This is a genomic window from Ectobacillus sp., from assembly GCF_056992975.1.
Map to the genome: position 1 here is coordinate 1 of NZ_JBXKMX010000203.1, position 23,861 is coordinate 23,861.

The window sequence follows — 23,861 nt, forward strand, 5'->3', positions numbered from 1 at the left end:
ATGTTTGCAATCTATTTAACATATGTTGCGTTAGGACTTTCCCTTTCCCTTCCTGCAGGTGCTATGACGGTTGAGATGACGAAGCAAGGATTGAAAAATGGTTTTTTTCATGGATGGTTCGTCGGTATAGGTGGGATGACGATTGATTTATGCATGATTTTACTCATCTATTTTGGGTTTTCATCCATTTTAATGTTTCCGGTCGTAAAGCTGATGATGTGGTGTATTGGCTTCTTCTTTCTTCTATACATAGGGTATGATAGCATACGAAATGCAGATCATGATTTGTCTTATGGTAACAAAAAGACAAATCGCTCTCTATTTAAATCTTATATAAGCGGGTTTATGATTGCCGTTTCTCCGGCAAATCTTGTGTTTTGGTTAGGAATTTTCGGAACGGTACTTGCCGCTTCTCTTACTCATGTGAATAGCCTTACCTTTTTCTTAGTGGCTTCTGGTATTTTAACGGGAATTCTGATTCACGATATTGGGTTATTGTCAATCGTGCAAGTTACAAGAAACTTTATTAATACAACGTTTATAAAATGGAGCTCCATTATTGCGGGATTGATTCTTTGGGGATTTTCTATTTATTTTGGTTATGAGTTTATTCGGGAGCTTGGGAAGTTGATGTAGTTTATCAGATTTAGTAAAAAATAGCCCTGCACAAATTGTGTGAAGGGCTATTTTTGTATACTCTTCTGTATATATTTGATTTATTTACCAAAAATTCATATTTTATTAATATTTTTTGGAAAAGGGAAGCGTATACTGATTCTTGTGTTTACACAGTAGAGGTGGGATAAACGTGAAACATCGCAGGATTATAGTAGGTAGCTTGGCAATTACGATAGGAGTTTGCTTGCTTTTATCTATTCCCTATTTTTTTCTGCAATCGCAGTTCAATAAAACGAAATTATTGCAGGAATATAATCAACAGGCTTCTTTGCAATCAAAAAATGATAAGCAGGGGGAAGGTACTGCTAAAGGAGCCAATCAAGTTGAAGCAACTGGGAAATTGCTTATTCCAAGTATAGCCTTGGAAACACCAATTGTTGAAGGTACGGAGCAGGATCTTTTAATCAAAGGAGCAGGTCATCTGTCTACGAGTGTTATGCCGGGGATAAATGGGACCAGTGTAATAGCGGCGCATAATGTTACTTTCTTTCATAATTTAGGTCAAGTGAAATTAAATGATAGAATTCAAGTTCAAGAGAAGTCTGGAACACATACGTTTGTAGTGTATGCAACAAAAATTGTAAAGGCAGGTGACCCAATCTATAATACTGAAACGCCTAGTCTGGTATTAGAAACCTGTTATCCCTTTAATGCCATGAATTTAACACCATATCGTTATCTTGTATTTGGTAGTTTATCAAGTTAAATATTTATTTAGGAAAAATTAACATTTAAGAAACGTGATTTACATAAAAAATTTATATATTTATAATGTTTCAAATTTTCATATTCCAATAAAAGGTGGAGAAATGAATTGAAGAAGCTTATGTGGGTTGCTTCAGGATTACTTGCTTTAAGTTCTGTTTTAGCTACACCGACTGCTTTTGCTCAGAAGGATACGAGCAGTACTACAACGCCAATTAAACACGTAGTTGTCATCTTTAGCGAAAATATTTCGTTTGATCACTATTTTGGTACGTATCCAAATGCAGCAAATCTACCGGGGGAAACACAATTTACAGCTAAGCCGAACACGCCAAATGTAAATGGGCTACAAAAAAACGTATTAAATGGGAACCTTGATTTATTAACGCAGAATCCAAATGCAGCACAACCGAAACGGCTTGCACCTTCTCAGGCTATGACAGCTGACATGAATCATGAATACAAGGCTGAGCAAGAGGCAGTTAATGGCGGGAAAATGGATAAGTTTGTTGAATCTACTTCCGGTGGAAGTGATAAAACATTAGTAATGAATTATTATGATGGGAATACAGTTACAGGATTATGGAACTATGCACAAAATTTTGCCATGAGCGATAATTCTTTCGGTACAGTTTATGGTCCATCTACGCCAGGTGCTTTAAACCTTATTTCTGGGCAGACCCATGGTGCAACAGGATATAAAGCTGGACAAGTTGTAGGAGACATTGCAGGAAATGTAGCAAATGGTACCGTAATAGGAGATCCAGATCCTTACTTTGATAAAGCATCAAATCCGAAACGCGCACAAACTGCGATGAGCGGTAAAAACGTAGGTAATCTTTTAAATGATAAAGGTGTAACATGGGGCTGGTTCCAAGGTGGATTCCGTGATACATCAGCTACACATACAAATATTGGTGGCGGCTCATCTACTGATTACAATCCACACCATCAGCCATTTCAATATTATGAATCTACGTCTAACAAGGATCACTTGGCTCCTTCTTCCGTTCAAGCAATTGGTCATCAAGGAGATCAAGCCAATCACCAATATGATTTAACAGATTTCTGGGATGCTGTAAATGTACACAATATGCCTGCGGTTAGCTACTTAAAGGCTGCAAACTATCAAGATGGACATGCAGGTTATTCTGATCCACTCGATGAACAAACTTTCATAACGAATACAATTAATCATTTAGAAAATACACCTGAATGGAAAGACACTGCAGTTATTATTTCTTATGATGATTCCGATGGCTGGTATGATCATGTGTATCATGCTCCTGTTAATGGATCAAATGATCCTAACAATGATGCCTTATTTGGAAATGGAAATGCTGGAACACCATCTCTAGGAAATTACCTTGATCGCGCTGGATACGGTCCTCGTCTTCCATTGCTAGTTGTGTCACCTTATGCAAAGCAAAACTATGTAGATCATACGCTAACTGATCAAACTTCGATTTTGAAATTTATTGAAGACAACTGGAACTTAGGAAGAATTGGAGATAATTCCTTTGATTCGATTGCTGGCTCCATAAATAATATGTTTGATTTTTCAAAACCATCTGCATCAAAATTGTATTTAAATACAAAAACAGGACAACCGCTTTCTTCTAGTAGTTCTAGCTTATTTCAAAATCTAACATCATTTTTAGCATCGAAGGATGGAGGGGTATTTGGACCCATCAATGATGGTACAAGTACAGCTACCGTAACAATTCCTGCAAATGCATTTACAAATGATACACAAGTGAATATTACACATGCATCTGCAAGTTCATTAGGAAACCTAATTCCAAATGATAAAACATTTGCTGTTGCTTTTGGCGTGAATTTTCCAAGTGATGTAACGCCTGCTAATCCTATTAAATTAACTATTACAGATCCTTCTATTCATGCGAATAGTGAAATGTACAAGATACAAGGTGGAAATCTGGTTAAAGTAGATGCAACTGTACAAGAAGGACAAGCTGAGCTTTCCTTTACTACAGATCCGGATTTTGTAGTATTAAATCCAAAGGCAGCATCAACGGATTCAGCACAGTCAACTCAGTCAACACCAACTGTTCCGAAATCTACAGGACAAGTAGTTGAAGGAGGAACTTCTCCAGTAACAGGAATTTCCTTTGTTACTACTTTACTAGGAGCACTAGCTTCTTTAGTAATAGGTTCTTCTCTCGTTCGCTCTTCTTTACGGAGATCAAAATAAGTATAAAGTAAGAAAGAGGTGTTGCACGCCTTGGTGCAATACCTCTTTCTTTTTCTTGCTTTATATAAGCATATGATTATATAATTAAAATAAAGAAGAAAGATTGTGAATACGTAGATAAAGGAGTGGAAATATGGGAGAAACCTCTTTAGATATGGAACGAACTGCACAAGCGCTAAAGCTACTAGGAGATAAAACACGTTTAACAATTGTGAGTATCTTAAAACAGCGAGAATGCTGTGTTTGTGAACTGCTTGAAGTGTTTGATATGAGTCAGCCATCTATAAGTCAGCATCTTCGAAAATTAAAGGACGCTGGCCTAGTGAAAGAAGAACGTAGAGGGCAATGGGTCTATTATTCCTTATATTCACAAAGTGATTTGCATCAAATCATTATGGATGTTCTAAAATATGTTCCGGATCAGGATGATAAGATTAAACAAATCGAAAAGAGTAATCCAACGCTTCGTTGTGGTTGCTAGAACGATTGTATCGAACACGTTTCTATTTAATAAGGAGATGTATTACTATGAAAAAAATAGAAATCTTTGATCCAGCTATGTGTTGTTCTACAGGAGTGTGTGGACCAGTTGTTGATTCAGAATTAGTTCGTATTTCCATTGCAGTAAACAATATAAAGAAAAATGGGATTGATATTACCCGTTATAATTTAGCGAATGAGCCGGATAGGTTTGTTGCAAATACAATGATTACGTCATTGCTGCATGAAAAGGGACCTGACATACTTCCGGTCATCTTAGTAGACGGAAAGGTAATGAAGGAACAAGGATATCCGTCTAATGAGGAATTAGCGCGGGTTACGGGAATAAAGGAAGAGGAATTGAGTCAAAAACCGAGAGTTCGGTTAAATCTCAATATGAATAAATAAGGGAAGAAGTGACTAGCATGTCTGATCTGTTTGATCCCCAATCCATTCCGTTAACTCCTTTTTTATTTTTTACAGGTAAGGGGGGAGTTGGAAAAACGTCCATAGCGTGTGCAACAGCCATTTCCCTCGCTGATAAGGGGAAACGTGTACTTCTTGTGAGCACAGATCCTGCATCAAATTTACAAGATGTATTTGACATAGAGCTGCAAAATAGACCGACTTCGATCCCTTCTGTTCCTAATTTATTCGCAGCTAATTTGGATCCAGAGGCGGCAGCGCATGCATACAAGGAAAAAGTGGTGGGTCCGTACCGGGGAAAGCTTCCGGAATCCGTTCTTACTTCGATGGAGGAGCAGCTATCGGGAGCGTGTACGGTAGAAATCGCCGCATTTGATGAGTTTTCGGGTTTATTAACGGATCAAGAATTGCTTTCTACATTTGACCATATTCTGTTTGACACAGCACCGACCGGACATACACTGCGGTTGTTACAGCTTCCGACGGCATGGAGTGGATTTTTAGATGAGAGCACACACGGTGCCTCTTGCCTAGGTCCATTGGCTGGTCTAAATGAAAAGAAAATCCTATATAGTCAAAGCGTTGAAGTTTTATCCAATCCTGAAAAGACAACACTATTACTTGTAACTCGTCCGGAAGGATCCCCACTTCAAGAAGCGCAGCGAGCATCTAAGGAATTGCGAGAGCTTCATATTCGTAATCAATATCTTCTAATTAATGGGGTACTCGGTCAAGCAGTTGAAGAGGATGAAACGTCTCTTGCTTTGTACGCGCGGCAAAGACGAGCGTTAGCAGAAATGCCTAGTGAGCTACAAGCGTTGAAAACCTTCACTATTCCGTTGGTTCCTTTTTCTATCTCGGGTATAGAAAATATACGGAATTTATTCATATATGACCATCAAAATGCAATTCTTACTGCGGAAACAAAGTCTATTTCAATCCCATCTCTGCAGGCAGTAGTTGAAGATATTGCACATGCAAACCAACAGGTAATCTTCACGATGGGAAAAGGCGGAGTTGGAAAAACTACCGTAGCGGCAGCAATTGCAATTGGACTTACGGAAAAAGGAAAACGGGTGCATTTAACGACAACTGATCCGGCTGCCCACTTAGAGTATGTGATGCACGGCGAGAGTAGCAATATTCGTATAAGCCGGATCAATCCAAAGAAGGAAGTAGAAAACTATAAGCAAGAGGTAATCGAGCAGGCAGGAGCAGGGCTTGATGAGGAAGGGCTTGCTTATTTAGAAGAAGATTTACGTTCACCATGTACAGAGGAAATCGCAGTATTTCGCGCCTTTGCAGATATTGTAGAGCAAGCAAAGGATGAAGTCGTGGTAATTGATACAGCACCGACTGGACATACGCTTCTGTTACTAGATGCAGCTCAGTCTTATCAGAAAGAGATTGAACAATCTACTGGGGAAGTGCCAGTATCTGTACAGCATTTGTTGCCAAGCCTACGTAATCCAAATGAAACAGCTGTTGTCATTGTTACATTGGCAGAAGCCACTCCCGTACATGAGGCAACTCGCTTAAAGAAGGATTTAAAACGTGCGGGTATCCTTACGAAATGGTGGGTCATTAATCAAAGTCTTTCTGCTACGAAAACCAAACATCCCGTATTGCAAGGGCGTGCTGCTTCCGAAAGAAAATGGATAGAAGAAGTACAGAAGCAATCGAATGGGAATTGTGCTATGATTCCTTGGCAGCCAGAAGATATAATTGGATTCGCAGCATTACAAAAATTAACCTTATAAAAAAAGAAAAGAGTGTGTACAAAATGATTATTACCGATCAAGCAAAAACATTTATTATGAATTCTATGGAAGAAGCAAAGGCAGATACACTACGTTTTACATTTACTGGCCCCGGCTGCTGTGGTCCAAACTTTGGATTGGCACTAGAACCAACACAAGAAGGGGACATTACGGAAGTTGTGAATGGGATTTCTGTTGCAATTGATGCAAAAGTAGCAGAAGCAGTCACAAATATTACTTTAGATTTTGGCGAAGATGAGCAAGGCGTTGGATTGTTTATTAGCGGGGGAAATAGCTGCTGCTAATTGTATAAATAGATTTGATAAACGTTCTGCTTATAATCGGTAAGTCATGACGAAATTGTAAGCAGGATGTGAAATCATTAAGAAAATGTAAAAAGGTACATTTCTCTTGTTATATATAAGTACTTGACTATATAATTATTTTGAAATGTAGAAGAAAACGTATATTCATATTAAAACGTGATGAAAAGGTAGTGAAAAGATGAATCAAACAAAGAAAAAACGTCTAAGCTTTTTAGACCGGTATCTAACGCTTTGGATTTTTCTAGCTATGGGTGCAGGGATTCTGTTAGGGTTTGCCTCCCCGGAAGTTGTAAGTAGCTTAAATCAATTACAAGTAGGAACCACTTCGATTCCATTAGCAATTGGTTTAATATTGATGCTCTATCCGCCTCTTGCAAAGGTACGTTATGAGGAAATGGGGCGTGTGTTTAAGGATGTGAAGGTTCTTCTTCTTTCCCTCCTTCAAAACTGGATCATTGGTCCAACTCTTATGTTTTTACTCGCTATTATCTTTTTACCGGATAAACCGGAATACATGGTTGGCCTCATTATGATTGGATTAGCACGCTGCATTGCAATGGTCATTGTTTGGAATGATTTAGCAAAAGGGGATGCAGAATACGCAGCCGGTCTTGTGGCATTCAATTCGGTCTTTCAAATGTTGTTTTTCTCCGTGTATGCGTACCTCTTCGTAACTATAATTCCAAGCTGGCTAGGCATGCAAGGTGCTATCGTTTCCATCACCATGGCTGAAGTTGCGAAATCGGTATTTATTTACTTGGGTATCCCATTTTTTGCAGGGATGATAACCCGTTTTACCTTTGTTAAAATAAAGGGAAGACAGTGGTATGAGAAAGTATTTATCCCGAAAATTAGTCCAATTACGCTGATTGCTTTATTATTTACCATTATTGTTATGTTCTCTTTAAAGGGAGAATCCATTGTAAGTGTTCCGTTAGATGTGGTTCGCATTGCGATTCCTTTATTGGTTTACTTTGTAGTGATGTTCTTTGTCTCCTTCTTCTTAGGAAAGAAAATAGGAGCAAATTATCCGGTTACCACTACATTAGCCTTCACAGCGGGCAGCAACAATTTTGAACTAGCCATCGCTGTAACGGTTGGCGTATTTGGTATCCATTCAGGTGCAGCCTTTGCAGCTGTGATTGGACCTCTTGTAGAAGTTCCCGTGATGATTGCATTAGTAAACGTAGCCTTATGGTTTAAACGTAAATATTTTGCAGAGCATGCAGCATAAGAAAAGGTGGAATGTATGATGGAAAATAAAAAAACAATTTATTTTTTGTGCACAGGTAACTCTTGTCGTAGCCAAATGGCAGAAGGATGGGCGAAAAAATATCTAAGTGATAAATGGAATGTACATTCCGCTGGGATTGAAGCACACGGTGTAAATCCGAATGCAATTAAAGCGATGCAAGAAGTGGATATTGATATCTCTAATCAAACTTCAGACAAAATTGAACGTACGCTTTTAAATAACGCAGATTTAGTAGTGACACTTTGTGGTCATGCAAGAGACGTTTGTCCGACAACTCCGCCTCATGTCAAACATGTACACTGGGGATTTGATGATCCAGCAGGGCAGGAATGGACGAAGTTTCAAGAAGTGCGCGATCAAATTGGAGAACGTATTAAGACATTTGCAGAGACAGGCGAATAATAACCTGGAGAGGCTAGGAACAAATCGTTCCTAGCTTATTTGTTTTTTTGCAATCCTAATTTCTTTTCATAATGAAAATTACTTCCTATACTATAGAAAGATATTACCTAAAAAGGAGAGAAAACGATGATACCATTTCTACAACATAATCCAACCCGTCTGTGGTTTGGCAAAGACCAAATTAAGCAACTTGCTAGTGAAATTGGCGACAAAGGCAAGCATATTTTACTTGTTTACGGTGGAGGTAGTATTAAGAGAAACGGTGTGTATGATGCGGTAATCGAACAATTACAAAGCATGGATGCTACTGTGTATGAGCTGTCTGGAGTAGAAGCGAACCCTCGTTTATCTACAGTGAAGAAAGGCATTCAACTATGCCGTGAAAACAAGATTGATATGCTCCTTGCTATAGGCGGAGGTAGTGTAATTGACTGCACGAAAGCAATTTCTGTCGGCGTACCCTATGAAGGCGATGTATGGGATATTATTACGAGAAAGAGTACAGCTGGCAGTGCACTTCCATTCGGTACGGTGTTAACACTCGCTGCGACTGGTTCTGAAATGAACTGCGTTTCCGTTATTACCAACTGGGAGAAAAATGAAAAAAGAGGCTGGGGCACACCACTTGTATTTCCACAGTTTTCTATTTTGGATCCAACGTATACGTTTTCGGTTCCACGTAATCAAACGGTCTATGGCATCGTAGATATTATGTCGCATTCGCTTGAACAATATTTTCACCACATTCCGAATACTCCGATGATCGATCGATTTATTGAGTCGGTTCTTCTTACAGTTATGGAAGCAGGGGCCAAGCTTGTTGATGATTTGCATAACTTTTCACTACGTGAAACGATTATGTATGCAGGCACTACTGCCTTGAATGATACATTATCGAACGGTACAGACGGCGGTGATTGGGGCTCTCATCAAATCGAGCATGCAATTTCTGCCTTGTATGACATTCCACATGGTGGTGGTCTTGCAATCGTCTTTCCAAGCTGGCTAACCTATACGGCATACATTGATCCTTCTCGAATGAAGCAACTAGCAATCCGTGTATTCAACGTTGATCCAGAAGGAAAAAGTGATTATGACATCGCAATCGAAGGCATTGAAGCATTGCGTGCATTCTGGAATTCCATTGGGGCACCTAGCAAACTAGCTGACTATGGTATAGATGACTCACGATTGGATGAACTTGTTGAAAAATCATTTATGAAGGATCAGGTTGGATCCTATAAGATTCTGAATAAGGAAGATGTAACCGAAATTTTAAAAATGTGTTTGTAAGTTATAATCGTTTCACTAGTAAGTCCGACAATGTAGTTTCATTGTCGGACCTTTTTGTAGAGAAGAAAAGATTGAAGTGGATGAGAAAAATAACGGTGGCTTAGCACGATTGACCGGCGGTGTCGTTGTAGGAAGGGGTGCTAGTTTAGTAGTGCACTCTAGAAAAAATGGTAGTAGAGATAGTTTTCTAAATTTTTCTTTACAACAAAAAATTCCAGACGTATAATCAAATCGTTATTTCAATTACATAGTGGCTTAGTCTTGGGTAACCAAGAGCGGAGGAACCAATATTTTGGGGTTAATTCTACGTTTGTAGAAGGGATGAATGTACTCTTTCACCATCCTACCCGTCAGCTAACTTCGTCGGCTAAAGTGAAGGAGGTCGATAGACCGTCTTTTTGGAGCGGCCTTTTATTGTTTTATTCAATAAAATGCTAGTTCTAGAATGTAAGGTCTTTTTTGCGTTTTAGACGGTACAAAATATGAAGATATTATGTTTTTATTCTGAAACTGCTATGAAATATTTTGGGTAAGGTAGAAAATAAAGATGGTAGATACAAATTATGTTATTCAGTAATACACTTGTAAGTTTGAGGAGGTTGACCATGCTTGTACCAGGGATTATTGGCGTCTTATTGATTATTTATTTACTGTATGTGCTTATAAAACCGGAAAAATTTTAATACAGGCTGGATTCGAACAAGGGTAGGAGGAAGACAATGATGACAATGGGTTTGATACAAGTAATCGTCACAATCTTGATTATTTTACTGCTAGTTAAGCCAGTAGGGTTATATGTTGTGAAGGTATTTGACTATGAAAATACAGGATTGGATCGTGTATTTGGTCCGGTAGAGCATTTGATCTATCGCTTGATTGGGGTAAGAGAAAAGGACAAAATGGGCTGGAAGCAATATGTGATGGCAATGCTTCTTTCAAATATAGTCATGTTTCTATTTTTGTTTGTCGTGCTCCTTACGCAGAAGTATTTACCCTTAAATCCAGATCATATAAACAATATGAAAGCTGCTTTAGCCTTTAATACAGCGGCTTCTTTTATTACGAATACGAATTGGCAAGCCTATGCGGGGGAAAATTCACTTTCTTATTTGTCTCAAATGCTTGCCATTACCTTTCCTATGTTTACATCTGCGGCTACCGGGTTTGCAGTTGCGATTGCATTCATTCGGGGATTGATTGCGCACCGTGATAATTTAGGAAATTTTTATGTAGATATCATTCGCACGATTACCCGGATTTTGTTGCCGTTATCCTTTCTTGTTGCTCTCTTTTTCGTATTTCAAGGTGTACCGCAAACCTTGCATGGTGCGGTGGATGCAACAACGATAGAAGGAGTAAAGCAGACGATTACGAGAGGACCTGTGGCATCACTTGAGTCTATTAAACACATTGGAACAAATGGCGGCGGCTATTTTGGAACGAATGCTGCGCATCCCTTTGAAAATCCAACGCCTCTTACAAACCTTATTGACATTCTATGCATGATGCTGTTACCTACGGCGCTAGTGTATGCATTTGGCATCATGATTAAAAATAAAAAGCAGGGCTGGGTGATTTTCGCCGCAATGATGGCGCTGTTTCTAACCTTTCTTGCGATTGTTTTTTTTGCAGAGTATAATGGCACACCTGCCATGCAGGCACTAGGTATACACGGCAACATGGAAGGCAAAGAAGTACGCTTTGGTATTTCAGAATCCGCATTGTTTACTGCTGTTACAACGGCAGCAACAACAGGTTCTGTTAATACGATGCACGATTCACTCACACCTATTGGCGGACTTGTTCCACTAGGGGAAATGATGCTAAATAACGTGTTCGGTGGTAAAGGCGTGGGTCTGCTAAATGGACTCTTGTACGTTATTCTTACCGTCTTTATATGCGGGTTAATGGTCGGCCGTACACCTGAATTCTTAGGAAAGAAAATTGAAGGAAGAGAAATTAAGTTAGCATGTATAGCAATTCTAACGCATCCAGCGCTTATTTTAATTGCTTCCGCTCTTGCCTTTACGAACTCCGGTGCAGTTAGTGCGATTTTAAATCCGGGATTTCATGGGTTAACTGAGGTGATATATGCATTTACATCGGCAGCAGCTAACAATGGGTCGGCCTTTGCTGGTTTATCCGTTAATACGGATTTCTATAATATCACGCTTGGCATCGTTATGATTTTGGGACGCTATATTTCGATTATTGCCATGCTTGCAATTGCAGGATCATTAGCAACAAAGCATGCGGTTGAGGCTACAAGCGGAACCTTTCGTACGGATACACCGTTGTTCACTGCGATTTTATTAGTGATTATCATCGTAGTTGGTGCCTTAACGTTCTTCCCAGTAGTCGCACTCGGTCCAGTTGCAGAGCATTTAGGGATGTTTTAAAAGGAGGAAGTAAGATGGCAACGGAAAACAAATCATCATCCAATGACAGTTTGATGCAATCAGTTGTTAATTCTTTTATAAAATTGAATCCAATTGTTATGATAAAAAACCCGGTAATGTTTGTGGTAGAGGTGGGGACGTTTATTACTTTCTTGCTTGCGATTGATCCGAACTTATTTGGGATGAGTTCAGCTGGCAGAGGATATAATGTGTCTGTTTTCATTATTCTTCTCTTTACATTACTGTTTGCAAACTTTGCAGAAGCACAGGCAGAAGGGCGCGGAAAGGCACAAGCAGAGACGCTTCGGAAAACAAAATCAGAAACAATGGCAACGTTACGAAAAAAGGATGGTACTTATACGAGTGTAGGTTCCACTACGCTTCGAAAGGGTGATATCGTCCGGGTAGAGGCCGGTGAAGTGATTCCTTCAGATGGTGAAATAATAGAAGGTCTTGCTTCCATTGATGAATCAGCCATTACGGGAGAATCTGCTCCGGTTATTAAGGAAGCAGGAGGGGATTTTTCATCCGTTACCGGCGGAACGCGCGTTATTTCAGATGGCATTGTTGTAAAAATAGTAACAGATCCTGGAGAATCCTTTCTTGATCGAATGATTTCGCTTGTAGAAGGAGCGGCACGTCAGAAAACGCCAAATGAAATTGCATTAACAACATTGTTGGCTGTGCTTACGCTTATCTTCTTAATTGTAATTATGACATTAGTTCCAATTGCTGGCTATTTACAAGTATCACTGGATGTCGCAACGCTAATCGCACTGTTAGTTTGTCTCATTCCAACTACTATTGGCGGACTTCTATCTGCAATTGGAATTGCTGGTATGAACCGCGTTACGCAGTTTAATGTATTAGCGATGTCCGGTAAAGCGGTGGAAGCAGCTGGTGATATTGATACGATGATTTTGGATAAAACGGGTACGATTACATTTGGAAATCGCTTGGCAGATGAATTTATTCCGGTTTCGAGCATTTCAAAGGCGGACATCACGCTTGCGGCACTTCAGGCATCTGTAAAGGATGATACACCGGAGGGACGCTCAGTTGTTACATTGGCTGAAAAATTAGGTGTAACGTGCAATGAAGCCGATTATGAGAATGCGGGGATCGTTGAATTTACTGCAGAGACGCGGATGTCCGGTCTTAATTTACCGAATGGCTTACAAATTCGAAAGGGTGCCGTTGATTCCATCAAGAAGTATGTGGTAGCACAAGGTGGAATGGTTCCAGAAGATTTAGATGAGAAAGCGAGTGAAGTTTCGAAAGCAGGAGGAACACCGCTTGCAGTAGCGACCGGAAATAAAATATACGGCGTTATTTATTTGAAGGATATCGTGAAGCCTGGCTTAAAGGAACGTTTTGAAGAGCTTCGGGCAATGGGAATAAAGACGGTAATGTGTACCGGTGATAATCCATTAACAGCAGCAACAATTGCAAAGGAAGCTGGTGTAGACGAATTTATTGCTGAAGCGAAGCCGGAGGATAAAATTGCAGCAATTAAAAAGGAACAAGAGCAAGGTAAGCTCGTAGCTATGACCGGCGACGGTACAAACGATGCACCTGCACTTGCGCAAGCAGATGTGGGCTTAGCTATGAATTCGGGTACGATGGCAGCGAAGGAAGCAGCAAATATGATTGATTTAGATTCAGATCCAACGAAACTTCTATCTGTAATAGCAATTGGGAAGCAATTGTTGATTACACGCGGATCATTAACTACTTTCTCGATTGCCAATGACATTGCGAAATATTTCGCTATTATACCAGCGCTCTTCATTCTTGCAGTGCCACAGTTGCAATTTTTAAATATTATGGGGCTCGGTTCACCGAAATCGGCGATTCTATCTGCATTAATCTTTAATGCGATTATCATTCCTCTCCTCATTCCGATTGCAATGAAGGGAGTTAAGTACCGGGCTATGGATGCAAACAAGCTTTTATCTCGTAATTTGTTAATATTTGGTTTAGGTGGTGTAGTTGTACCATTCATTGGGATAAAGATGATTGACTTTATTGTAACTGCATTACATGTAATAGGATGAGTAAGGGGGGAAATGTCATGAAACCTATAATAACAGCACTTAGAGCAGCCATTGTGCTCTTAATCATAAGCGGATTGTTATATCCCGTACTAACAACCGGCGTTGCGCAAGTATTATTTCCGAAGCAGGCCGAAGGAAGTCTAGTTGTACAAGATGGTAAGATACAAGGGTCTATACTATTAGCACAAGAATTTAAGGGAGACGAATGGTTTCATCCAAGAGCTTCTGCCGCCAACTATGATCCGAAAGCTTCTGCTGCTACCAATGCAGCAATTGCCTCAGCGGAGTATAAGAAGACAATTACCGAATCTGTTAATCAGTTAAAAAAAGAAAATTCAAACATTGGTGCTTCCGTTCCCGCAGATATGGTGACAACGTCTGGATCTGGTTTTGATCCGGATGTATCACCAGAGGGAGCGAAGGCACAAGTACCTCGCGTTTCACAGGCTACAGGTATTACACAGGAACAATTACTTTCATTAATAGATTTGCATACGGATGGACGGCAGCTTGGTTTGTTCGGTGAGCCGCGTGTAAACATATTAGAACTCAATTTAGCACTGCAGCAAATGAAAAAATAATACGAATGGACCGTTATATAAATAGGTATAGCGGTCCATTCGTATATTCATAGAAAAAGAGAAGGATGGATTAGAAATGAGGGAAGAGCAATTTCGTAGAAAAGCACCGGAAGAAATTTTAAAATCGATTCAAAAAATATCAAAGGGCCGGTTGAAGATTATACTGGGTGCTATAAGTGGCTCTGGTAAAACATATCATATGCTACAAGAAGGAAATAGTTTGAAAAAACGGGGTGTAGATGTTGTCATTGGTATTGTAAGTGCCCATAATCGTCCAAAAACGACTGAACAAATTGGAAGTTTACAAACGATTCCTTCTATCCCATGGGAACAAAATGGAGAGATGCAATACGATCTCGATATAGATGCTATTGTAGAGCGAAATCCGGAAGTCGTTCTAGTAGATAATCTCGCTCACCTGAATCGCATAGGAGCATCTCACAGTACGAGATTGGAAGATATTCGTTTTTTACTCAGCAAAAAAATAAGTGTCATTACAACGGTTAATATATATGAGCTAGAAGGTATTGGGGACGAGGCAGGTAAGTTAACAGGGCGTAAAGTAACAGTAGAGTGTCTTATACCAGAAAATACCCTTGCCAGCGCGGATGAAGTAAAGCTGCTAGATGTTACACCTGAAGTTATAATGAATCGCCTGCAAGAGGGCAGTATAGATCAGACACATGGAAAACACGTAGAGTATCATCTCTACGAGCGAAGCAACCTCGCTGTTTTGCGGGAATTGGCACTACGTTTTTTTGCCAACGAGGTAAATGATACACTTGACGAATATCGCACGTCTCACGGAATGATTGGATCGTCAGGTGCCTCAGAAAAAATAGTAGTTATGGCACAGTATCATTGGAATGGTAGCATTCTCGTTCGCCGTGGACATCAAATTGCTAAACGATTAGGTGGAGAGTTACTGGTTGTTTCGTTTCAACAACCTAACCAAAAATTATCGAATGAAGCACTGACTTTTAAGCGTTCTATCATAAAGCTTGTTGAAAAAATAGGAGGTACCTTTGAAGAAGTTATCCTATCTAACGGTTCATTAGCCCAACAAATTGTAACCTTCGCAACGAGACATAGCGTAACTCGCATAGTAATGGGGCAATCCAAACGAACACGGTGGGAAGAAATGATAAACGGATCTATCATTAATAAAATATTGCAAAAAAAGAAAAATATAGATATTTTTATCGTGGCTGATCGAGCAGAACGTGATGGGGAAAGAGTGCTACCAACAAAGCTCATTAGTAAGGATAATGAGCCGTATCGTCGTCTTACGCAAAAAGAATTGGAGAGTGAAATTAATCGAATCAAACAAGGAAAGCTGAAAGTGTATGTTGGCGCTGCACCTGGTGTAGGAAAAACGTATACGATGCTTCGTGAGGCCAATGAGCTAAGAAAAAAAGGAATTGATGTGGTAATAGGATTGCTGGAACCACATGGGCGGAAAGAAACCATTGAACAGGTAGGAGAACTAGAAAGTATACCTCGAAAACGGGTTTCCTATAAAGGAACTTATTTAAAGGAAATGGATACTGAGAGGATTCTAAAGCGAAATCCTGAGGTTGTATTAGTAGATGAACTCGCGCATACGAATATTCCAGGAAGCGAGAGAAGGAAGCGCTACGAAGATGTTGACATCATATTGGCAGCAGGAATCTCTGTTATTGCAACGATGAATATTCAGCATGTAGAAAGCTTAAATGATAGTGTCGAACAAATTACAGGAATACGAGTTCGTGAAACTGTTCCTGATAGCATACTTCAAAAAGCAGATGAAATTGAATTGATTGATGTTTCTCCGAAGGCATTACGTGAACGAATGAGGGAAGGAAATATTTATTCTCAAGACAAAATTGAACAAGCATTATCAAACTTCTTTAAAACTGGAAATTTGATTGCTCTGCGGGAGTTGGCACTTCGAGAAATTGCAGACGATGTAGATGAACGGCTAGAGGCATGGGAGAGGAAACAGGCGCTTCGCGGTCCTTGGCGTCAACAAGAAGTCATTTTCGTTTGTGTCGATCTCAGGGAGCGGAGTGAGAGATTGATTCGACGAGGATTTCGCATTGCGTATCGTTTAAAGGCGACTTGGTATGTAGCATTTGTAAAACAGCATCCTTTGACTGAGCATGATCAACAAGTGCTAGACAAGATAATTCAGTTAACAAGTCGTCTTGGAGGAATATTTGAAATGTATGAGTCCACTGATCGGCGTCATATTTTCATTGAATTGGCTGAGCATATGAATGAAAAGCATGCAACGCAGGTAATCATCGGACAATCTGAACGAACACGATGGGAAGAAATTACGAAAGGCTCCATTGTGCAGCGTTTACTTCGAGAGGTTCGTCATATGGATGTGTTAGTCGTTTCTGATCATCATTCCCAAACGTAAGGAAGCTGACCCTACTAGGAGTCAGCTTCCTTGTTATTAAATGCTATTCGTCCTCTGAATCGAGATCTTCTTCACCGATAAACAATTGATTTGTATCTTCATCATAATCAAATAAGTCTGCATACCGTCCCCAGTCGATAAGGGCATCTAGTTGTTTTTCTGATTCTTCGGCATTAAAATGCTGATTTAAAATTTCAATAAAAAATTCCCAGTTCATTGTTTTGTTTGCTTTTGAATTCAATACGTTTACAATCGTTGTCATCATTGGAATCCGTTCCAAAATCTGTTGCTTAAACAAATCCTTTCGATCTTGAACGGAAATTTCAGCAAACTGATGACCAATTTTTGTTAAGGATATGTCACCGTTCATTGTATTGGTAAATCCTAATAAATCTGAAGAATCAACGAGCGGAAGGAAGTCTTCCAAATCTAGCATGAGCTCTTCCCCAGCTAGTTTGTATAAGTCGATTGTATCTTCATCTAAATCTTGAAGAAGCTCAAGGAATCCTGCAAGCGCACCGCCTGGCACTGTAGAAGGTATTTGTGGCCACTTATTCGTATTTTTCTTTTCAATTACATTCTTTTCTCTTCGGGTAAGAAGGGAATACAAGTGGTCGACAATGCTTGTAAAAGTAGGATGCTCCTTATCGCGAGGACGATCGAGCATGACAGAAATATCAGCGATAATATGGGCAGGATCACGCGATAGAACAATTGCCCGGTCTGACATGTATACAGCTTCCTCAATACTATGTGTAACCATAATGATGGATTTTGTAGGAATTTTTTTCTCATACCAAAGATCTAAAATATCATTTTTTAAGTTTTCTGCAGTTAGTACGTCGAGTGCGGAAAAGGGCTCGTCCATTAATAAAATGTCAGGTTCCATTACAAGTGCTCGGCCAATACCAACGCGCTGACGCATACCACCAGAAAGTTCTTTCGGATAGGCATTTTCAAAACCCTCTAGCCCAATCATTTCAATAATGTCATCCACTTTATCTTTTTTTTCCTTTACAGATATAGTGAATTTCTCTAAACCTAATTCGATATTTTCTTGTACCGTTAGCCATGGAAAGAGTGCAAAGGACTGGAATACCATACTGCAACCAGGATTAATACTATCTACTGTCTTTCCATTATAAGTAACAATTCCTTTAGAAGGAGGAACAAGACCCGCTATAATTCGTAGTAGCGACGATTTACCTGATCCTGAAGGACCTAGGATACTCACATATTCTCCTTCTTTTATATCGAGTGAAATGTTTTCCAATACAACTTTATTTTGAGATTTTTCTTTTTCATATAGCTTTGTTACATCTTGTACGCGAATGAGAGTCACAGAACATTCCTCCTTTAGTCTAGATGATACTTCGTTTCCGCAATATGGTACATTTTTCTCCAGAAAAAGCGATTCACTACGACGACAAGTGTAGCCATGACGAAAATACCCCAAATGATATGTGGCCAGTTCCCGGCAGTTGTCGCTTGTGTAATATAAGAACCAAGTCCTGTAGCAATAAGATTATTTTCTTTCCAGGATACGATTTCTGCTACAATACTTGCATTCCAAGCTCCACCACTAGCTGTAATCCCACCCGTTACTAAATAGGGGAAAATACCTGGTAGAATAAGGGTTGTCCACTTTTTTCTTGTAGATAAATTTGTCATATTTGCCGCTTCTCGAAGATCGGATGGAATTGCCATCGCACCTGCAATAACGTTAAATAAAATGTACCATTGCGTTCCAAGCATCATAAGTGGTATGGCACCAATCTCAAAATTAATATTGTATTTTACATACAATATAGTTAAGAACGGAAATGCCATGTTTGCTGGAAATGAAGAAAGAACTTGGACAATTGGCTGTGCAATTCGGGATAATCGCGGATTAAATCCAATTGCAACTCCTACGGGAATTGTCCACAATGCTCCCAAAATAGTCGATATGATAACACGTCCCATTGTTAATAAACCTAGCCAAATAACATGTATCATTTCTTGTGGACCGAGAGATGCAACATATTGCACGCCTTGAACGGAATAGGAGCCTATAAAAATTATAAATACTAGAAAAATAATTGCCCCAAAAATTTGACCCCAAATAGGTTTTACAACTAGCTTTGGAAGAGAAGGAAGGTTATCTTGTTTGAATGTTTTACGAATACGATATAGCAGCTCTTTTCTTGCTTCGGCAAAGCGTTCGCTCATTACTTGAAAAAAAGCTGCACGGGTAATAACCGTAAGAACCCAAGAAGACTGCGTTGAAACAGAAGCCGTTTGTTCATTACGAAATTTCTGTGACCAAGTAACAACAGGCCGCCAAAATACTTGATCGACTAAGACAATGAGAATAATCATGGTTAGAATTGCATAAAACATAGCACTCATATTTCCGGTTGCAATAGCAGTTGCCATGTATGATCCAATACCGGGTAATTGAATGTTGTTATTTAAAACAGAAATGGATTCTGATGCAGCAAGGAAAAACCAGCCACCACCAAATGACATCATACTATTCCAAACGAGCCCAATAGTAGAATGAGGAAGCTCTAGCTTCGTAAAGCGCATCCAAGGACTTAATTGACTCATTTTCGTAAACTCTGACAAATCCTTGGGCACAGATCGTAGGGAATAGTAAAAGCTAAGCGTCATATTCCATGCTTGACCCGTGAAGATTGCAAAGATAGATGCACATTCCACCCCGAGAAGACTGTTAGGAAATAAAGCCATAAATCCAACCACAGTCGCAGATAAAAATCCAAGAACTGGAACAGATTGTAAAATATCAATAATAGGAATCATGATACGTTCTGTCCATTTATTCATAATAGCAATTTTGGCATACACTAAAGTAAAAAGTAAAGATGCCCCATAGGCCATGAACATGCGTAGCAACGATCGACCTGCATAGTAGGGCAAATAAGCCGGAGATAGGTTAATGTCAATATTTTGTTGTGGAGAGAAAGGTACTTTCATTCCTTTTCCTAAGAGAATAAAGACATACAACAATCCGAAAATAGATAATAATACCACGATATCAGCCCAACTGAATCGTTTCTCTTGTTTTGCTGATGATAAGGTTGTTGCTTTCACTTTGCTTTCCTCCTTGTTTCATCAAGGTGTGTACATATAAATGAACGAAGGATACACAGAATTGATGATTATATCATTTCTATAGCGATCAAACCCAAAGTATCTTTCCTACAAAACGAATTAGGCAATACATCGAGTTCGTTTTGTAAGGAAGCCTTGTTCAAAATATGTATTTTATGTATGAGTTTAATTTTTTTAACATATGGAAGTTGACCGACTCTATTTTAACATTCTTGTCTCTCATAAATATGTGAAAAATTATGACTTTACATTTTTGTAATATTACTTTACAGAGCCATTCATATTCTGTTCCTTACGAAGCTTCCAAAGTCGATGCATATGCTGCACAATTACTTTTAAAACGGCATAAGTAGGGATTGCGAGAATAAGTCCAAGTACACCTGCGAGGCTCCCTGAAACAAGAAGCAGTGAAATAATGGTTAATGGATGAATAGATAGGGACCGTCCCATAATTTGTGGTGAAATAATATTTCCTTCAATTTGATGTGCAATGATTACAACAATCAAGACCTTTACAACCATAGCTGGAGACATCAGAACGGCAACAATAATAGCAGGAATACTCGCAATAATAGGTCCGAGAAATGGAATAACATTCACAAGCATCGCTACAATAGCAAGAACGAGAGAATAATCAATACCGATAATAACATACCCAATATATAGCATAATCCCCACGCACATACTAATAAAAATTTGACCTTGAATGTATGAGCTAAGTGCTTTGTCTAAATCTAGCAATATCTGATATCCATGGTCGCGTTGGGAGGTAGGAAGAAAACGAACGATTAGCTTCGGTATATTTTCCCCTTCCTTTAGCATATAAAACAGGATAAATGGAACCGTAACAAACACAGTAACGATACTTGTGACAATACCAATGATATTTACAACGTTACTACCTAGATTAGATAAAGTGAAAGATAAGTATTTGTATGCTTGGTCAGAAAGATTAGCTAGGCTTAGGTTTCCGTTTGTTTGAAACCGATTAATCCATTCATTATGTTCCAATTCAATAATTTTCAGGCGTGCGGATTCTAATAGGTAAGGTGCATTATTTATTAAACTGGTCGTTTGTCGTTGCAAGATCGGACCAAGATTATAAACGATAAGAAAAATAATGCTAGCTGCGACTAGATAAATGAGAAAGATGCTGAGAGATCTACGCATTTTTTTAGATTCTAAAAATGATACAAGAGGACGAAATAAATAATACAAAACACCAGCAACTAAAAATGGAGTAAATAAAGTTTGAATAATGACGGCAATGGGTCGGAAAATAAAATTTATCTTGGTTCCCATAAAAATAATGAGAAAAATGAGGAGTATTCCGTATCCGATGCGAAATAGTTTGGTTTGTGGCATAGTCTCACCTTCTTTTTATAAATTATAAATACGAACTCTCTAAGCTTAACAAATGAAATAGAAATCAACTACCTATTTTTCATTTTTTCGGTTTAGTGATAACGGGAAAGGGGTAAGAGGAGTAGAAGTGCATAAATATGGAAGAGATATTACATAAAATAGTGGATACTGAGGAACGATAGAGGGAAAGCAACTTCTTTGGAAGGTGAAATGAATTTGAAATTACATAACTCTCGTCGTGGGCGTCAGAAAAATAGTAGTGAGTCTAACAGTAGCTTAGCTTCTTCTCTATTACAAAAGCAAATTCATACCAATTTGGAAATGTTACAGACCATTATGGGCAAAAGTACGGATATTATTACACGAAAAATCATGATGAAGGAGGATGAGATATTTGCTGCAGTTATACATATTTCAGGTATTTCCGATGAAGAACAAATCGATCGAGCGATTATTGCCCCTTTGCTTTCTGCACAAATAGATTGTAAAGATATACAAGAAGCGGTCTTTCAAGTGAAACAAGCCATTTCAGTTTCAAATATCACAATAGGTGAGAATTGGAAGGATGTTAGTAACGCTATTCTTTCTGGGAGTGCTGCCATTTTTATTGACGGATGGGAGCATGCCTTTTTGGCAAATACAACAACAATGCAAAGCCGTTCACTAACAGAATCCACTACACAAACGGTTATTCGCGGACCAAAGGATAGCTTTACTGAAAATTTCGGAACGAATGTTGCACTCGTTCGCAGCAAGCTACAAAGTCCAAATTTACGTCTTGAGACGATGAAAGTTGGGAAAGAAACCCAAACCAATGTTGGCATGATGTATATCAAAGGAATTGCTAATAATGAAATGGTAGAAAACGTGAAAAAAAATTTACAACGAATCGATATTGACGGCGTATTAGAATCGGCATACGTAGAAACCAATCTTCGTGACGATACAATCAGTCTATTTCCAACCTTAGTAAACACGGAACGACCTGATGTAGTGATTGGAAATTTATTAGAAGGACGAATTGCAATTTTCGTACACGGAACTCCTTATGTACTCATAGGTCCGGCAACTTTTATTCAGTTTTTTCAAATCTCTGAAGATTATTATGGAAATCAATATATAAGTTCATTTATTCGTTTACTTAGGTTTACATCATTTTTTATTTCGATGTTTGTGCCAGCTATTTATATTGCGCTTATTTCTCATCATCAAGGTCTTATTCCAACCCTGTTACTTATTAGTATGGCCGTACAAAGAGAAGGTGTTCCGTTTCCTCAAATTGTGGAGCTATTTGGGATGGAAATTGTCTTTGAAATATTACATGAAGCAGGTATTCGTATGCCCCGGGCAATCGGACAAGCATTTTCAATTGTTGGAGCACTTATCATAGGCCAAGCGGCAGTGCAGGCAGGTATTGTATCGGCGACAGTTGTTATTATCGTTAGCATTACAGCGCTATCCACCTTTGTTATTCCAAATTATAATATGGCGATTGCATCTCGTATGCTGCGATTTATCTTTATCCTGCTTGCAGCCTTTCTTGGATTGTATGGGATTACTCTTGGCTTTCTTATTGTTGTGCTTCATATGTGCGGCTTACGTTCGTTTGGGGTACCATATATGGCTCCTATTTCGCCTTTGCGAATCGATGAATTAAAAGATACATTCATTCGCTTTCCCTTACAAAGCTTACTAAAGAAGAGACCATCTCCGGCTAGTTCGCAAAATAAAACACGAGAGGAGATCCATAATAATCATGAAGGTTCGAATGAAAAGTAGTATATTCATTCTCATTTTGTTCCTCTTACTTGCTGGATGTTCGAATTATAAAGAACTGAATCAATTAGCCATTGTACTTGCATTAGGAATTGATTATAACGAAGACACAAAGCAATATGATATCACATTGCAGGTTGTCAATCCTCGCGGGGTTCCCACAAGCTCTGCTGCTGGAGGAAGTGATGCTTTAGCTGTAGTAAATATATCGGGAAGCGGACATACGTTAACTGAGGCTGCACGTAATACATCCTTAAAATTTGCACGGAAAAATTTATACTATCATACATCACTAATCGTAATGGGAGAAGCAGCTGCAAAAAAAGGTCTTTCTACTATTTTAGATGCAATTGAACGTGATCCAAAAATTCGAGCGAATATACCTATTTTACTTGCACGTGATATAAAGGCAAGCAAGTTGCTAGAAATCATTCCTCCGTTTGATAAAATCCCGACTAAATCTCTTCTTGGGAAATTAGATAATACTGTAACTAAATATGGTGGAAGTAATGGAGCAATGGTATATCAAGTAATTTCTGCTTTGAAAAGTCAAGGAAGAGAGCCTGTTATCAGTGCAGTAAGCATTTCAGGTAATCCAAAAAAAGGAGCGTCAAAA

20 protein-coding genes and 1 riboswitch are annotated in these 23,861 nt (G+C 39.0%); of the genes, 17 read left to right on the forward strand and 3 right to left on the reverse strand.

From position 1 onward, the window contains the following. The 15 genes from AC11ZT_RS09310 to AC11ZT_RS09380 all read left to right on the forward strand — a co-directional run. Positions 1-636: LysE family transporter (locus AC11ZT_RS09310; protein ID WP_484059335.1), on the forward strand; the 636-nt coding region annotated here is incomplete at its 5' end. A gap of 172 nt (positions 637-808) precedes the next feature. Next, entirely contained in the window at positions 809-1,384 is a 576-nt protein-coding gene (locus tag AC11ZT_RS09315) for a class D sortase (RefSeq protein WP_484059336.1), read from the forward strand. 108 nt (positions 1,385-1,492) lie between these two features. Continuing rightward, a complete protein-coding gene (locus tag AC11ZT_RS09320; protein ID WP_484059337.1) occupies positions 1,493-3,598 on the forward strand; it encodes a phospholipase C in 2,106 nt (701 codons plus the stop codon). Between the two features lie 133 nt (positions 3,599-3,731). After that, entirely contained in the window at positions 3,732-4,079 is a 348-nt protein-coding gene (locus AC11ZT_RS09325; protein ID WP_484059338.1) for an ArsR/SmtB family transcription factor, read from the forward strand. Between the two features lie 47 nt (positions 4,080-4,126). Next, complete coding sequence (gene arsD / locus AC11ZT_RS09330) at positions 4,127-4,486, forward strand: arsenite efflux transporter metallochaperone ArsD (protein WP_484059339.1); 360 nt, start codon at positions 4,127-4,129, stop codon at positions 4,484-4,486. Positions 4,487-4,503: 17 nt separating this feature from the next. Beyond that, the gene (arsA, locus tag AC11ZT_RS09335; RefSeq protein WP_484059340.1) at positions 4,504-6,264 is read left to right on the forward strand and encodes an arsenical pump-driving ATPase; all 1,761 of its coding nucleotides are present in this window, start codon (positions 4,504-4,506) and stop codon (positions 6,262-6,264) included. A gap of 23 nt (positions 6,265-6,287) precedes the next feature. After that, positions 6,288-6,569, forward strand: coding sequence for an adhesin (locus tag AC11ZT_RS09340; RefSeq protein ID WP_484059341.1), 282 nt, complete (start codon positions 6,288-6,290; stop codon positions 6,567-6,569). 199 nt (positions 6,570-6,768) lie between these two features. Next, positions 6,769-7,824 carry an ACR3 family arsenite efflux transporter gene (gene arsB / locus AC11ZT_RS09345; RefSeq protein WP_484059342.1) on the forward strand — a complete coding sequence of 352 codons (1,056 nt, stop codon included), beginning with the start codon at positions 6,769-6,771 and terminating at the stop codon, positions 7,822-7,824. An 18-nt stretch (positions 7,825-7,842) separates the two neighbouring features. Then, a complete protein-coding gene (gene arsC, locus AC11ZT_RS09350) occupies positions 7,843-8,247 on the forward strand; it encodes an arsenate reductase (thioredoxin) (protein WP_484059352.1) in 405 nt (134 codons plus the stop codon). Between the two features lie 126 nt (positions 8,248-8,373). Then, on the forward strand, positions 8,374-9,540 hold the full coding sequence (locus AC11ZT_RS09355; protein ID WP_484059343.1) for an iron-containing alcohol dehydrogenase: 1,167 nt from the start codon (positions 8,374-8,376) through the stop codon (positions 9,538-9,540). Between the two features lie 242 nt (positions 9,541-9,782). After that, positions 9,783-9,924, forward strand: a riboswitch (cyclic di-AMP (ydaO/yuaA leader). A 221-nt stretch (positions 9,925-10,145) separates the two neighbouring features. Continuing rightward, complete coding sequence (gene kdpF / locus AC11ZT_RS09360) at positions 10,146-10,223, forward strand: K(+)-transporting ATPase subunit F (RefSeq protein WP_379971251.1); 78 nt, start codon at positions 10,146-10,148, stop codon at positions 10,221-10,223. 45 nt (positions 10,224-10,268) lie between these two features. Further along, positions 10,269-11,939 carry a potassium-transporting ATPase subunit KdpA gene (kdpA, locus tag AC11ZT_RS09365; protein ID WP_484059353.1) on the forward strand — a complete coding sequence of 557 codons (1,671 nt, stop codon included), beginning with the start codon at positions 10,269-10,271 and terminating at the stop codon, positions 11,937-11,939. A 14-nt stretch (positions 11,940-11,953) separates the two neighbouring features. Further along, positions 11,954-13,996, forward strand: a complete 2,043-nt coding sequence (kdpB, locus tag AC11ZT_RS09370; RefSeq protein WP_484059344.1) for a potassium-transporting ATPase subunit KdpB — start codon at positions 11,954-11,956, stop codon at positions 13,994-13,996. A gap of 17 nt (positions 13,997-14,013) precedes the next feature. Continuing rightward, positions 14,014-14,577 carry a potassium-transporting ATPase subunit KdpC gene (kdpC, locus tag AC11ZT_RS09375; RefSeq protein WP_484059345.1) on the forward strand — a complete coding sequence of 188 codons (564 nt, stop codon included), beginning with the start codon at positions 14,014-14,016 and terminating at the stop codon, positions 14,575-14,577. A gap of 76 nt (positions 14,578-14,653) precedes the next feature. Beyond that, complete coding sequence (locus tag AC11ZT_RS09380; RefSeq protein ID WP_484059346.1) at positions 14,654-16,987, forward strand: histidine kinase; 2,334 nt, start codon at positions 14,654-14,656, stop codon at positions 16,985-16,987. A 43-nt stretch (positions 16,988-17,030) separates the two neighbouring features. Here AC11ZT_RS09380 and AC11ZT_RS09385 read toward each other — a convergent pair whose 3' ends face one another. From AC11ZT_RS09385 to AC11ZT_RS09395, 3 genes are all read right to left on the reverse strand, one after another. Further along, positions 17,031-18,329 (reverse strand): ABC transporter ATP-binding protein, encoded by a 1,299-nt coding sequence (locus AC11ZT_RS09385; RefSeq protein WP_484059347.1) that lies wholly within the window; start codon positions 18,327-18,329, stop codon positions 17,031-17,033. A gap of 14 nt (positions 18,330-18,343) precedes the next feature. Then, the gene (locus AC11ZT_RS09390; protein WP_484059348.1) at positions 18,344-20,083 is read right to left on the reverse strand and encodes an ABC transporter permease; all 1,740 of its coding nucleotides are present in this window, start codon (positions 20,081-20,083) and stop codon (positions 18,344-18,346) included. Between the two features lie 282 nt (positions 20,084-20,365). Beyond that, positions 20,366-21,469 (reverse strand): AI-2E family transporter, encoded by a 1,104-nt coding sequence (locus AC11ZT_RS09395; protein WP_484059349.1) that lies wholly within the window; start codon positions 21,467-21,469, stop codon positions 20,366-20,368. Between the two features lie 216 nt (positions 21,470-21,685). On the opposite strand from AC11ZT_RS09395, the gene AC11ZT_RS09400 reads away from it, so the two are divergent. After that, positions 21,686-23,248 (forward strand): spore germination protein, encoded by a 1,563-nt coding sequence (locus tag AC11ZT_RS09400; protein WP_484059350.1) that lies wholly within the window; start codon positions 21,686-21,688, stop codon positions 23,246-23,248. Beyond that, a partial coding sequence (locus AC11ZT_RS09405) for a Ger(x)C family spore germination protein (RefSeq protein WP_484059351.1) occupies positions 23,226-23,861 on the forward strand: 636 nt, incomplete at its 3' end. The genes AC11ZT_RS09400 and AC11ZT_RS09405, both read left to right, overlap by 23 nt.